This is a genomic window from Dactylosporangium sp. NPDC051484 (assembly GCF_040689395.1).
Lineage (GTDB): Bacteria > Actinomycetota > Actinomycetes > Mycobacteriales > Micromonosporaceae > Dactylosporangium.
The window spans coordinates 267,144-280,972 of the sequence record NZ_JBFAZX010000006.1; the positions used below are offsets into that span (position 1 = coordinate 267,144).

General features: G+C 73.8%; 9 protein-coding genes. 6 read left to right on the forward strand and 3 right to left on the reverse strand.

Going from position 1 to position 13,829, the window contains the following annotated elements; all coding sequences use genetic code 11:
• The first annotated feature begins 10 nt into the window (after positions 1-10).
• The 6 genes from AB0367_RS14180 to AB0367_RS14205 all read left to right on the forward strand — a co-directional run bounded on the left by AB0367_RS14180 (position 11) and on the right by AB0367_RS14205 (position 7,547).
• The gene (locus tag AB0367_RS14180) at positions 11-820 is read left to right on the forward strand and encodes a TIGR03084 family metal-binding protein (RefSeq protein ID WP_366226816.1); all 810 of its coding nucleotides are present in this window, start codon (positions 11-13) and stop codon (positions 818-820) included.
• A complete protein-coding gene (locus AB0367_RS14185) occupies positions 817-2,541 on the forward strand; it encodes an acyclic terpene utilization AtuA family protein (protein ID WP_366226669.1) in 1,725 nt (574 codons plus the stop codon). The genes AB0367_RS14180 and AB0367_RS14185 overlap by 4 nt, the downstream gene beginning before the upstream one ends.
• 63 nt (positions 2,542-2,604) lie before the next feature.
• The gene (locus AB0367_RS14190; protein ID WP_366226670.1) at positions 2,605-2,727 is read left to right on the forward strand and encodes a hypothetical protein; all 123 of its coding nucleotides are present in this window, start codon (positions 2,605-2,607) and stop codon (positions 2,725-2,727) included.
• 93 nt (positions 2,728-2,820) lie between these two features.
• Complete coding sequence (locus tag AB0367_RS14195; protein ID WP_366226671.1) at positions 2,821-4,338, forward strand: carboxyl transferase domain-containing protein; 1,518 nt, start codon at positions 2,821-2,823, stop codon at positions 4,336-4,338.
• 9 nt (positions 4,339-4,347) lie between these two features.
• Positions 4,348-6,378: a biotin carboxylase N-terminal domain-containing protein gene (locus tag AB0367_RS14200; protein ID WP_366226672.1), complete on the forward strand. Its 2,031-nt coding sequence runs from the start codon at positions 4,348-4,350 to the stop codon at positions 6,376-6,378.
• 8 nt (positions 6,379-6,386) lie between these two features.
• Positions 6,387-7,547 carry an acyl-CoA dehydrogenase family protein gene (locus AB0367_RS14205; RefSeq protein ID WP_366226673.1) on the forward strand — a complete coding sequence of 387 codons (1,161 nt, stop codon included), beginning with the start codon at positions 6,387-6,389 and terminating at the stop codon, positions 7,545-7,547.
• A 57-nt stretch (positions 7,548-7,604) separates the two neighbouring features.
• On the opposite strand, the gene AB0367_RS14210 is transcribed toward AB0367_RS14205, so the two are convergent.
• The 3 genes from AB0367_RS14210 to AB0367_RS14220 all read right to left on the reverse strand — a co-directional run bounded on the left by AB0367_RS14210 (position 7,605) and on the right by AB0367_RS14220 (position 13,785).
• Positions 7,605-9,329, reverse strand: coding sequence for a serine/threonine-protein kinase (locus AB0367_RS14210; protein ID WP_366226817.1), 1,725 nt, complete (start codon positions 9,327-9,329; stop codon positions 7,605-7,607).
• A gap of 89 nt (positions 9,330-9,418) precedes the next feature.
• Positions 9,419-13,003, reverse strand: a complete 3,585-nt coding sequence (locus tag AB0367_RS14215; RefSeq protein ID WP_366226674.1) for an adenylate/guanylate cyclase domain-containing protein — start codon at positions 13,001-13,003, stop codon at positions 9,419-9,421.
• Positions 13,000-13,785: an MBL fold metallo-hydrolase gene (locus tag AB0367_RS14220; RefSeq protein WP_366226675.1), complete on the reverse strand. Its 786-nt coding sequence runs from the start codon at positions 13,783-13,785 to the stop codon at positions 13,000-13,002. The genes AB0367_RS14215 and AB0367_RS14220 overlap by 4 nt, the downstream gene beginning before the upstream one ends.
• Positions 13,786-13,829 lie beyond the last annotated feature (44 nt).

Here is a 13,829-nt window from a genome sequence, read left to right on the forward strand (position 1 = left end):
GGAGATGGCGATGGTGCTGCTGGACGAGGTACTGCGAGACCTGCACGCGGAGTCCGAGGCGCTCGACCTGCTGGTCAGCGGCCTGAGCCCGCAGGACTGGAGCCGGCCGACCCCCGCGCCCGGCTGGACCGTCGCGCACCAGATCTCGCACCTGCACTGGGTCGACGAGCTCGCCACGCGCGCCAACACCGACCCCGCCGGGTTCATCGCCCGGCTCGGCGAGACGTTCGAGGACCCCACCACGTTCGTCGACCGGGCCGCCGCGGCCGGCGTGGCCCCGCCCGACGAGCTGCTCCCCCGCTGGCGCGCCGGCCGTGCGGCGCTCGCCCGGGCGTTAACGGACGTTCCGCCCGGCGAAAGGCGCCCCTGGTTCGGCACCGCGATGTCGCCGCTGGCCAGCGCGACCGGCCGGATGATGGAGACCTGGGCGCACGGGCGGGACATCGCCGAGACGTTCCCCGACGACGAGCGAGCGCGGGAACACCTGCGCCCCACGCAGCGGCTGCGCCACGTGGCCCACATCGGGTACCGCACGATCGGCCACGGCTTCGAAAGCCATGGCCGGCCGGCCCCGGAGGCACCGTTCCGGGTCGAGCTGTCCACGGTCGACGGGGCGCTCTGGGAGTACGGCCCACCGGACGCGCCCAATCGGGTGACCGGACCGGCACTGGACTTCTGCCTGCTGGTCACGCAGCGCCGGCACCCCGCCGACCTGGCCCTGCGGACGAGCGGCGGCGACGCCGCCGAGTGGCTGACGCTGGCCCAGGCGTTCGCCGGCCCGCCCGGCGCCGGCCGCGAGCCCCGGGCAGTGGCACGGTGAACACCGGCGCCGCGCTGCGGATCGGCAACGCCTCCGGCTTCTACGGCGACCGCCTCACCGCCTGGCGCGAGATGCTCGACGGCGGCGAGCTGGACGTGCTGACCGGCGACTACCTCGCCGAGCTGACCATGCTCATCCTGGGCCGCGACCGCATGAAGGACCCGGCGACCGGCTACGCCAAGACGTTCCTGCGCCAGCTCGAGACCGTCCTGGGGACAGCGCAGGAGCGCGGCGTCCGCCTCGTGAGCAACGCCGGCGGGCTCAACCCGGCCGGGCTGGCCGAGGCGATCCGGGCGCTCGCCACGCGCCTCGGCCTGTGGGTCACGGTCGCCCACGTCGAGGGCGACGACGTCAAGGACCGCGCCGCGGAGCTGGGCCTGGGCCGGCCGCTGACCGCCAACGCATACCTCGGCGCGTTCGGCATCGCCGAGTGCCTCTCCGCCGGCGCGGACGTCGTCGTCACCGGCCGGGTCACCGACGCGTCGCTGGTCGTCGGCCCCGGCATCGCCCGCTTCGGCTGGACCCGCGACGACCTCGACGCCCTGGCCGGCGCCACGGTCGCGGGCCACGTGCTCGAGTGCGGGGCGCAGGCCACCGGCGGCAACTTCGCGTTCTTCACCGAGCTGCCCGACGGCGCCCGCCGCCCCGGCTTCCCGCTCGCCGAGCTGCACGCCGACGGCAGCGCCGTGATCACCAAGCACCCCGGCACCGGCGGCGCGGTCACGGTCGAGACGGTGACGGCGCAACTGCTGTACGAGATCGGCGCCCCCGCCTACGCCGGCCCCGACGTCGTCGCCGACTTCGCCACGATCCGCCTCGCCCCCGACGGCCCCGACCGCGTCCGCGTCGACGGCGTCCGCGGCACCCCGCCCCCGCAGACCGTCAAGGTCGGCGTGAACGTGCTGGGCGGCTTCCGCAACGCGATGACGTTCGTGCTGTGCGGCCTTCGAATCGAGGAGAAGGCCGCCCTGGTGCGCGCTCAGCTGGAGGACGCGCTCGGCCCGGAGGGCCTGGAGTTCGCGCTGGCCCGCACCGACCGCCCCGACGCCGCCGACGAGCCGTCCGCGAGCGCCCTGCTCACGGTGCACGTGAAGGACCCGGACCCCAAGCGCGCCGGGCGGACGTTCTCGCAGGCCGCCGTGGAGCTGGCGCTGGCCTCCTACCCCGGGCTGGCGCTGACCGCGCCACCGGGCGACGCCATCCCGTTCGGCGTCTTCACCGGCCATGCGATCCCGCAGGGCGCGGTCGACCACGTGGCCGTGCTGCCGGACGGGACCCGGCGTCGCATCGCGCCACCCGACTCCCCGAATATGTCGAAATATCCTCAAAGTCAGGACGCACCAGCGGGCGATTCGCATGCTGACCCGCAAGCTACGATTCGCGCCCCGCTCGGGGCACTGTTCGGGGCCAGATCCGGGGACAAGGGCGGCGACGCCAACATCGGCGTCTGGGCGCGCAGCGACCGGGCGTACGAGTGGCTGCGTGCCGAGCTCACCGTCGAGCGGCTCAAGAAGCTGCTGCCCGAGGCCGCCCCGCTGCGGACCGAGCGGTACGAGCTGCCCAACCTGCGCGCGGTCAACTTCGTGATCCACGGGATTCTCGGCGAGGGGGTCGCGGCCAGCACGCGGTTCGACCCGCAGGGCAAGGCGCTGGGCGAGTGGCTGCGCTCCCGGATGGTCGACCTGCCCGAGGAGCTGCTGAGCGGGGAGCCGCTGCCGTGAACGACCGAGGAACGGCGCCGGCTGCGGGAGCTGACGTGGCGCGCGGACGTCCGCCACGTCGCGATGCGTGTCGCAAGCGGCGAGCGGCTCGTTACGGAGGTGGCGATGGTGAAGAACACCGCGGGCATCGGCGGCGGGACCACGGAGATCATGAACAAGATCATCGCTGAGCAGTTGGGGGCCTGAGGCATGCCGGTGTTGACGAGCAACCTCGACCTGGGTGGGGGCAGTCGCCCAGGGGACCCGCGCGTAAGCGCCTATCAGGAGAATCGTCAGGCGATGCTCAAGCGGCTGACCGAGTTGGAGTCGGCGTTGCGGCAGGCGCGCGGCGGCGGGGGCGAGAAGTACGTGGCCCGCCACCACGCGCGCGGCAAGCTGCTGCCGCGCGAGCGCATCGAGCTGCTGGTCGACCGCGACTCGCCGTTCCTGGAGCTGTGCCCGGTCGCCGCGTGGGGCACCGACTATCCGGTCGGGGCCAGCGTCGTGACCGGCATCGGCATCGTCGAGGGCGTTCCCTGCGTGATCGTGGCCAACGACCCGACCGTGCGGGGCGGCTCGGTCAACCCGTTCTCGCTCAAGAAGACCCGGCGGGCCGGGCAGATCGCCCGGGAGAACCGGCTGCCGCTGATCAATCTGGTCGAGTCGGGCGGCGCGGACCTGCCGCAGCAGGCGGAGATCTTCATCCCGGGCGGCGCCGCGTTCCGGGACCTGACGCGGCTGTCGGCGGCGGCGATCCCGACACTCGCGGTGGTGTTCGGCAACGCGACGGCCGGCGGCGCGTATGTGCCGGGCATGTCGGACTACACGATCTTCGTGCGCGACCGGGCGAAGGTGTTCCTGGCCGGGCCGCCGCTGGTGAAGATGGCGACCGGCGAGACGGTGGACGACGAGACGCTCGGTGGCGCGGTGATGCACGCGACGCGCTCGGGCCTGGCCGACTTCGTGGCCGAGGACGAGCGCGACGCCCTGCGCCTGGCGCGCGGCTGCATACGCAATTTCCGAAATCCCGCGCAAGCCAGCGCCTACGGCCCCGACCCGCAGTACGACGCCGACGACCTGCTGGGCATCCCGAGCGCGGACCTACGCGTGCCGTTCGACCCGCGCGAGATCCTCGCCCGCATCCTCGACGGCAGCGAGTTCGACGAGTTCAAGCCGGCCTACGGTGCGGCGCTGTGTACGGGCTGGGGCACGATTCACGGCCACCGCGTCGGCGTGCTGGCCAACGTCCGCGGCGTGCTGTTCTCCGCCGAGGCGCAGAAGGCCGCCCAGTTCATCCAGCTGGCCAACAGCAGTGGCATCCCGCTGGTCTTCCTGCAGAACACCACCGGGTACATGGTCGGCAGCGAGTACGAGCAGGGCGGCATCATCAAGCACGGCGCGCTGATGATCAACGCGGTGGCGAACTCGCGGGTGCCACACCTGACGATCAACATCGGTGCGTCGTACGGCGCCGGCAACTACGGCATGTGCGGCCGCGCCTTCGAGCCGCGGTTCCTCTTCACCTGGCCCAACGCCAAGTCCGCGGTCATGGGGCCGCAGCAGTTGGCCGGCGTGCTGTCGATCGTGGCTCGGCAGGCGGCCGAGGCGAAGGGGCACGCCTACGACGAGGAGCAGGACCGCACGATGCGGTTGATGGTCGAGCACAAGGTGGAGCAGGAGTCGGCGGCGCTGTTCCTGTCCGGCCGCCTCTACGACGACGGCGTGATCGACCCGCGCGACACCCGCACCGTGCTGGGCATGTGCCTGGCGCTCGTGGGCACCGGCAAAACCGCCCAATTCGGCGTATTCCGGCACTAGGGAGCAATAGTGATCAGTAGGCTGCTGGTAGCCAACCGCGGCGAGATCGCCCGCCGGGTGTTCGCCACCTGCCGGGCAATGGGGATCGAGACGGTCGCCGTCTACTCCGACGCGGACGCCGACTCCCCGCACGTCGCCGAGGCCGACTACGCCGTGCACCTGCCCGGCAACTCGCCGGCGGCCACCTACCTGCGCGGCGATCTGCTGATCGCGGCGGCCCGCAAGTGCGGCGCCGACGCGGTACACCCGGGATATGGGTTTCTCTCGGAGAACGCCGACTTCGCGCGGGCGGTGATCGACGCGGGCCTGACCTGGGTCGGCCCGTCGCCGAAGGCGATCGCGATGATGGGCTCGAAGCTTGAGGCCAAGGCGCTGCTCGCCGAGGCCGGGGTGCCGATGCTGCCGACCGCCGTCGAGCCCGAGGACGTCGACGCGTTCCCGGTGCTGGTCAAGGCGTCCGCGGGCGGCGGCGGCCGGGGCATGCGGATCGTGCGCGATCGCGAGTCACTGGCCGAGGCCGTGGCGGCGGCGCGCCGCGAGGCCGCGTCGGCGTTCGGCGACGGGACGGTCTTCTGCGAGCGGTACGTCGAACGCGCCCGCCACATCGAGGTCCAGATCATGGCGGACTCGCACGGCAACGTCGTCCCGCTCGGCGAACGCGAGTGCTCGATCCAGCGACGGCACCAGAAGATCGTCGAGGAGACGCCCTCGCCTGCGGTCGACGCGGCGCTGCGCGAGCGGCTCTGCCAGGCGGCGATCGTGGCCGCCCGCGCGGTCTCCTACGTCGGCGCCGGCACCGTCGAGTTCCTGCTGGCGCCGGGCGGCGAGTTCTTCTTCCTGGAGATGAACACCCGGCTGCAGGTCGAGCACCCGGTGACCGAATGCGTGGTCGGCGTCGACATGGTCCGGCTGCAGCTGGTCGTGGCCGAGGGCGGCGCGCTGCCGTTCAACGGCCCGCCGCCGCTGCGCGGCCACGCGATCGAGGTCCGCCTGTACGCCGAGGACCCCGCATACGCATGGATGCCCTCCACCGGCACGCTGCACCGCTTCGACGTCCCCGGGGCGGCGAACGCGTTCGGCCCCCTACCCGAGCCGGGCCTGCGGCTGGACTCCGGCGTCGCCGACGGCTCGGTCATCGGCGTGCACTACGACCCGATGCTCGCGAAGCTGATCGCCTGGGCGCCGACCCGCGCCGAGGCCGCCCGGATGCTCGGCGGGGCTCTCGCACGGGCGCGCATCCACGGCGTGACGACCAACCGCGACCTGCTCGTGCGGGTGCTGCGGCACGCGGCGTTCCTGTCCGGCGGTACCGACACCGGCTTTCTGGATCGCCACCCCGAGGTGTTCACGCCCCTGCTCTCCTCGGTCGACGCGGTGCGCCTGTCGTGCCTCGCGGCGGCGCTGTCCGGCGCCGCTCGCCGCGCCAAGACCGCGCTGATGCCCGGCCTGCCCTCCGGCTGGCGCAACGTGCCCAGCGCGCTGCAGACGGTGGTGTACGAGGGGCCGGGCGGCACGATCGAGGTCGGCTACCGGCTGGACCGCGCCAACGACCTCGCCGCCTGGGCCGTGCGCCGGATCGATCCGGAGGACTCGGGCAACGCTGGGCTGCCCGGCGCCGCGCTCGACCCGGCCGGCGCGATCGACCATCCGCCGGCGGCGATCCTCAGCGCGACCGGCGAGCGGGTGGTGCTCGACGTCGGCGGCGTGCGGCTGCAGTTCGCGATCCACGAGGTCGACGGGGTGTCCTTCGTGGACAGTACCGAGGGCTCGGTGACGCTGACGGAGCTGCCGCGGTACCCGCTACCCGTCGCCGAGCAGCCCGAGGGCTCCCTAGTCGCGCCGCTGCCCGGCGCGGTCGGCCGGGTGCTCGTCGTGCCCGGCCAGCGGGTCATGGCCGGCGATCTGCTGCTGACGGTGGAGGCGATGAAGCTCGAACACCCCGTGCACGCCCCCACCGACGGCGTCATCAGCGACCTGCGGGTCACGGTCGGCTCGCAGGTCGAGTCCGGCGCACTGCTGGCGGTGCTCACCCCCTCATAGGAGAGTTCGTGGACTTCGACTACACCCCTCAACAGCAGGACCTCCGCGACGCGGTCGCCAAGCTCGGCAAGCGCTACGGCCACGAGTACTTCGTGCGCAAGGCGAAGGCCGGCGAGCACTCCGACGAGCTGTGGGAGGAGGCCGCCCGGCTCGGTTACCTCGGCGTCAGCGTGCCCGAGCAGTACGACGGCGGGGGCGGCGGCATCACCGAGCTCGCGATCGTCTGCGAGGAACTGGCCGCCGCCGGCGCGCCGCTGCTGCTGCTCGTCGTCTCCCCCGCCATCGCGGCCACGATCGTGGCCAAGCACGGCACGGACGCCCAGCGGCAGGCCATGCTGCCCGGCTTCGCCGCCGGCACGCTGAAGGTCTGCTTCGCCATCACCGAGCCGGACGCCGGCTCCAACTTCCACAAGCTCAGCACCGTGGCCCGGCCGTTCGAGGGCGGCTACTCGCTGACCGGCCGGAAGGTGTACATCTCGGGCGTCGACGAGTGCACCAAGATCATGGTGGTGGCGCGCCTGGAGGACGAGCGCACCGGACGGCTCAAGCCCGCCCTGTTCGCGGTGCCGACCGACGCGCCGGGACTGACCGCGACGAAGCTGGACATGGAGATCGTCAGCCCCGAAAACCAATTCATGTTGTACCTCGATGACGTGCGCGTCCCGGCCGAGGCGCTCATCGGTGAGGATCCCGAGGCGGGCCTGCCGGCGCTCTTCTCCGGCCTCAACCCGGAGCGGATCACGGTGGCCGCGATGGCCTGCGGCACAGCCCGCTACGCCCTCGAACGCGCCTCCACCTACACCGCGACCCGCACCGTGTGGGGCCGCCCGATCGGCAGCCACCAGGGTGTGGCGCACCCGCTCGCGCACGCCCACATCCAGGTCGAACTCGCCCGGCTCATGGTCGCCAAGGCCGCGTCCCTCTACGACGCCGGCCGCGACTTGGAGGCGGGCGTGGCGGCGAACATGGCGAAGTACGCCGCCGCCGAGGCCGCCGCGCTCGCCGTCGACACCGCGATCCAGTCGCTGGGCGGCAACGGCATGACCACGGAATACGGCGTGGCCACCCTGCTCGGCTCGGTCCGGGCCGGCCGGATCGCACCGGTCTCCCGCGAGATGATCCTGAACTTCGTGTCCCAGCACATCTTGGGCCAGGAGAAGTCCTACTGACAGCACCCACCGGGGAGTGACAAGCCGTCAGAGCTGGTCACTCCCCCAGCACGCGGCTCAGCGGGACTTGTGCAGTTGCTCGCCGATCAGGGCGTCGTCACCCTTGCCGGCCAGGCAGCGGAACGTGGTCGGGCCGGCCTGCTGGTCGCCGAGGCTTGGCAGGAGCGCGTCGATCCGCCAGTTCGTGACCGCGATGTTGACCGACACAAGGGTCGGCAGGCTGCACACCGCGGCCACGGCCGGGTCCTTCTTGTCGGACACGGTGCTGCCGGCGGGCAGGTCACCGTATGCGAACACCTCCCACGTGTGCCGGTCCGCGCAGTCCACCAGGGACGGCTTCGCGTCGAAGCACTCCGGGGTGTCGGAGCAGCGGGCGCCGGCATCGGCGACCGGGCCGCACGTGGCCAGGGGTGGGACGGCGACCGCCGACCGCGACGCGGTGGGGTCCGGCGCGTTGCCGCCGAATCCGTAGGCAATGGCGATCCCCACCAGGACGGCCACCGCCACCAGCCCGCCGATCGCGCCCAGCCACATGCCTCGCCGGCTCGCCGCCGGGGGCTTGACAGGCGCCACGAACGGATCGGTCGGCGGTGCGAACGGAGCCCCGGACGAGGCCGCATCCCCACGATCGCCGGACAATCCATCGGGCGAATCAGATGGCCCATCGGCCAGCAGACCGAACGAACCGGATGAAACACCAAGGGAGGTCCCCGGCAAACCGGACGAACCGAAATCCGCTGCGGCAACCGAGGCGCCGGAGCGGGCGGCCAGCGGGTCGGTCGGCGACTCCTCCGGGCCGGCCTGGTGCGGGACGGTCTGGTGCGGGACGGTCTGGTGCGGGACGGTCTGGTGCGGGACGGTCTGCTCCAGGTCGCGCGGGAACCCGCCCAGCAACGGTGAGTCGAGCGGCCGGCCGGCCGGAGGCGGCAGCGGGGGCGACGCATACACCGGCTCGACCGGCGGCGAGCCCAGCGGCGGCAGGATCACCTGGGGCGGCGGGGCCATTGGCAGGGCCATCAGCGCGTCGCGCAGCCGCAGCGCCGTGGGCCGGGCCGCGTCGTCGTTGGACATCCCGGCGCGCAGGATCGCCATCAGCTCGTCGGGGCAGCCCGGCAAGTCGGGAATGTGCTCGTTGAACATGTCGACCAGCGACAGCAGGCTGGGCATCTGGTCGGCGCGCCAGCGGGGCGGACGGCCGCGCATGAGGGCGTAAAGCGTGGCGCACAGCGCATAGACGTCGGCGGCCGGGCCGGGTGGGGCGTGACGGAACGTCTCGGGCGGCGCATAGGCCGGGGTGAGCTCGAGGGTGATCGACTCGTCGCGCCACTCGGCGAGGATGGCCAGGCCGAAGTCGGCCAGGGCGGGCTCGCCGAACCGGCTGAACAGGATGTTGGCCGGCTTGACGTCGCGGTGCAGGACGCCCAGCGAATGCGCGTCGGCGAGCGCGTCGGCGATCTTGAAGCCGACCTCGCGGACCTCGGCGGGGCTCAGCGGGCCGGTGCGCATGCGCTCGGCATAGGAGCCGTCACAGAGCTCCATGACCAGATAGGGGTGGCCGTCGCCGGTGACGCCGGCATCGAACAGGTCGACGACGTGCGGGTGGCTGGACATGCGGCCGGCGGCGCGCGCCTCGCGCAGGAAGCGGCGGCGGTCGCGCTCGGTCTCGATCGTGCGATTCTCGACCTTGACGGCGACGTCGCGGCCGACCGACTCCTGCTCAGCCCGGTAGACGGTGGCATAACCACCGCGGGCCAGCACGGAGAACCCGGTCAGGCCGGGCACCGTGGGGACTGGAGCCGATGCGGTCACGGCTAAGACGGTACGACAGGGGTCCGACAATTCTTCGTCACGCATCGGTCACACCCTGAATTTCAGGACTCGGCGACCACCGGGACGGAGTCGTTCGCGCACTCCGCGTTGGCCTCGAGCGCTTCCTGGAGTACCGCTGCGGCATAATCGCGACCGCGCACGTCCTCGCCCGGCGCGGACTGCGCCTGCCGGGCCCAGTCGAGGGCCTCGGCATTGCGCCCGGCCGCGAGCAGCGCCGCGGCGTAGGCGGCCACCGCGTGCCGGCGGGAGAAGATCACCGACGGGCCGGGGCGCTCGGCGGCGACGCAGCCGAGGGTCTCCAGCGCCGTGGTCAGGTCGCCCTGGGCGAGGCGGGCCAGCCCGAACAGCACGCGCGGGCCGACCTTGGCCGGCTCGAGCACGTCCTGGGTGTCCACGACCTGCAGCACCGCCCGGGCGTCGGCCTCGGCCGCGACCGGATCGCCCCGGTCGAGGCTGACGAAGCCGCGGATCGTGCGGGACATGCCGAGCAGGAGCGGGTGGCCAGTCTTCTCGCCGTACTCGGTGGCGTCGGAGAGCAGGTCGTAGGCGTGCGCCGGCTCGGACAGCTCGCGGGCGACCACGCCGCGGACCACCAGCGCCAGGCCGCGGCCCCAGTCGTCGCCGGCCGCGGCGAAATCGCGGTACGCCCGCCGGGCCTCCCGGTCGGCCTCGGCCAGGTCGCCGCTCTCAGCCGCGGCGTAGGCCTCGACCGCGCGCAGCGTGCCGACCGCCCAGGCATCGCCGACCTGCTCACCGAAGGGCAGGAAGGCCCTGGCCAGCCGGCGTGCCTCGCCGAGGCGACCGGCCAGCAGCCGCGCGAACGCCGTCGTGCCGCGCAGCCAGGCGCGCCCGACCGGGTCGCCGAGTTCGGCGAAGCGGCGCGCGGCCCGCCCCAGCGCCGCGTCGGCGCCGGCGAAGTCGCCGCGGGTGGTAGTGACCCAGGCCAGGTGCTGCAGCGACCACGCCTGAGCGCGCCGGTCGCCGGAGGTGACCGCGATCTGGAACGACTCGGCGAACCGGCCGCCGGCCTCGGCCAGGCGCCCCTCCAGGAAGTCGGCCATGCCGAGGCGACGCATGGCGTCGCCGCGCTCGGACGTCAGATGCGCCGCCGTCGCCGCCTCCAGCGCCTCGGTCAGCGTCCGGTAGCTGCGCCGGTGCTCCCCCATGGCCCGGTAGGCGCGCCCGGCCACGAGCAGGGCGCCGACCCGCACAGCGGCGTCGTCGCCCGCGTTGGCGGTGATCTTCTCGGCGTATCCGAGGGCCTCCGCCGAGCGGCCGAGCTGCAGCAGCGCTCGGGCGTGCACGAGCCGGTCGGCGGTCGGCAGCGCGCCGGCGCCGAGCGCCGCGGCGCGGTCGGCGGCCTGCGCGGCCTGCGCCGGCTCGCCGCTGGCCAGCGCGGCCCGGGCCGTGCGGGCCAGCGCCTGGAGGCCCAGCGGCGCGGCGGACCGGGCGAGCGAGTCGGGGCGCAGCCCGACGACGTCGGCGAGTTGTCCGGCGCGCTCGGCGTGCTCGGCGATGAAGGCGTCGGTGGCGCCGATGGTCATGTTGAGCCCGGTGACGTTGCCGGTGCCGCCAGAGGCGAGGAACGCGGTCACGGCGGCCGAGGCCCACCGCGACAGCGCGGCGTGCCGCTCGGCGAGGTCGGCCTTGCCGATGCCGGCATACGCCGCCTCGCGCAGCAGCGGGGTGGCGAACGCGAAGTCGGCCCGGCCGCGGCGCAGCATGCGGCGTTGCAGCAGCTCCTCGACCGCCCGCTCCAGCTCGACGGCGGCGACGACCGCCGGGCGGGCCGGCTGGCCAGGCGGGTTGAACCGCAGCGCCTCCAGGGCCCGGGCCGGCACGTTGTCGCCGATGACGGCGGCGTCGCGCAGCACCGCGCGGGTGTCGGCCGGCAGCGCGTCGATGCGGGCGGCGAGGACCGCGGCGAGGTCACGGGAGAGCAGCCGGCCGCCGAGCGAGCCTGGCGTGAGCCGCCAGCCGGCCGGGTCGGTGCCGGCCACGGTGGTCAGCGCGCCGCGCTCCTGCAGCAGCGTGACCAGTTCGGCGAGGTAGAAGGGGTTGCCCTGGGCAGTGGCCAGCAGCCGGTCCTCGTCGGGCGGGGCCAGCCGGCCGCCGCCGAGATACGCCGAGAGCAGCCGGGCCGCGTCCGCACCGCGCAGCGGCGGGATTGGTACCACCTCGGCGTCGGCGATGTGGGTCAGCACTCCGACGGAGCGGACCAGCTCGGGCCGGCCGAGCAGCACGATGAGCACCGGGCCGCTGAGCCGCTCGATGGTGGAGCCGAGCGCGTCGAGGGTCTCCACGGTGGCGTCGTGCAGGTCGTCGACGATCATCACGAGCGGGGTCTCCGCGGCCAGGCCGGACAACAGCTCGGCGACGGCGTTGGGCACGGCGTGCAGGTCGAGCTCGTCGGGCTTGCCCCGCCCGGACTGGCCCGGCGCCACCGCGCCCAGCCCGCCCAGCCCCGCCGCGGGCGCGACCCAGCCGGCGTCACCGAGTGCGTCGGCGTATCCGATCAGGCTCAGCAGCAGGTCGCTGGCGAACCGCGGGGGCTCCGGGCGGCCCCGGGCGGCCCGGGCCAGCCGCTGGGCGAGACGGCGCAGCCGCTCCTCGACCGCCTCGCGGGTGAGCGCGGCGTCGGGCGGCAGGCCGATCGCGGCGCGGACCAGGTCGGCCAGCGGCGCGAGCCGGCGCCGCTCGCCGAACGCCGCGCAGTGCACCGACAGCACGCGGGCGCCGCCGCCGGACGCGAAGCCGGCGCTGGGCGTGTATCCGGCGCCGCCGAGGTAGCCGGCGGCGAACCGCTCGATCTCGCCGGCCAGCCGGGTCTTGCCCAGGCCCGCCTCGCCCGTGAAGACCAGCACGCGCGGTTCCTGCCGGTCGGCGATCTCGGCGAGGCGGCCGGACACGCGGCCCAGCTCGGCCTCGCGCCCGACGAACGGCGCCTCGTCGCCGAGGCCGGAGCGGGTGCCCGGGGCGTCGAGCAGGCCGAGCAGCTCGAACGCGTCGACCGGCTCCCGCTTGCCCTTGAGCCGCAGCGGACGCAGGGCGCGCCAGGAGGCCAGGCGGCGGGTGGACGAGGAGGTGCGGTCGCCCGCGTACACGGCGCCGATCGCAGCCGCGTCGGCCAGCCGGGCGGCGGTGTTCACGGTGTCGCCGATGACCGTGTACTCGATGCCGGCCTGCACGCCCGCGACCACCGGCCCGGTGTTGAGTCCGATGCGCAGCCCGAGCGGGGCGCCGCCGCCGCGCTCGTCGTCGAGCACCCGGCGCACCGCGCGCTGCATCGACAGGGCGGCGCGCACCGCGCGCTCGGCGTCGTCCTCGTGCGCGACCGGCGCGCCGAACACGGCCATGATGCCGTCGCCGGTGAGCTTGTCGACGTGCCCGCCGAAGGTTTTGACGGCGCCGGCCAGCGCCGCCAGCACACGATCGGTGACGGCGCCGACGCGCTCCGGATCCAGGTCTTCGGACCAGGCCGTGAAGTCGGACAGGTCACCGAACAGGACGGTGACGATCCGCCGCTCGGCCGCCGGCAGGGTGGCGGCGCCGGGCAGCGCGGAGCCGCAATGGTGGCAGAACCGCGCACCGGGAACGGCCACAGTCCCGCACACCGAACACGTCACGTCGCACTCAACCCATCAACGGGTCGGTGTGATTCCCGTCGCAGGAAATCGAGCTGCGCGCGCACGCTCAACTCGGCCGCGGGCCACAGGCCGCAGTCGACGTCGGCATAGACGCGCGCCACGACCTCGGCGGGGTCGGTCGCGCCCGCGGCGACCGCGGCGCGGACCTGCTCGAGCCGGACCTCGCGGTGGTTGCGGTAGAAGCGGGCGGCGACGCCGGCGTCGCTCAGCGCCGGCCCGTGGCCGGGCAGCGCGGGCCGGCCGTCGAGCGCCGCGAGCCGGGCCAGGCTGTCCATGTAGTCGCCGAGGTTCCCGTCGGGCCAGGCCACCACCGTCGTGCCCCGCCCGAGGATCGTGTCGCCGGTCAGCACGATCTCTTCGCCGCCGTACCGCACGACGAAGCAGACCGAGTCCTTGGTGTGCCCGGGCGTCGGCAGCGGCTCGACCGTGACCCCACCGGCGTCGAGGCCTTCGAGCACGGGCGGGTGGTACACGGGCGCGCCGGTGAGTTCGGCCAGCCGCAACACACCCTCGGTGTGGTCGATGTGACCATGGGTGACCACGATGGCCGCAACGGGCGCGTGCGCGGCGACGGCGCGCAGGTGGCCCTCGTCGAGGGGTCCGGGGTCAACCACGATGCTGCCGCCGCCCGGAGCGCGCAGCAGCCAGGTGTTAGTGCCGTCCAGCGTCATCGGTCCTGGATTGGGCGCACGGACCAGCGTCACCCAGTCGGGCAACGCTTCGAGCAACTCGGCCGCGGGGTTAGTGACGTGGCTTACCACGAGGGAATCCTACGGCGGTGCGGTTCGGCCGACACGTCACCCGA

Excerpts from the sequence above, each read along its gene's own strand:
- AB0367_RS14180 (WP_366226816.1), top strand. The coding sequence starts at position 11 with ATGGTGCTGCTGGACGAGGTACTGCGAGACCTGCACGCGGAGTCCGAG.
- AB0367_RS14190 (WP_366226670.1), top strand. The coding sequence starts at position 2,605 with ATGCGTGTCGCAAGCGGCGAGCGGCTCGTTACGGAGGTGGCGATGGTG.
- AB0367_RS14195 (WP_366226671.1), top strand. The coding sequence starts at position 2,821 with ATGCTCAAGCGGCTGACCGAGTTGGAGTCGGCGTTGCGGCAGGCGCGC.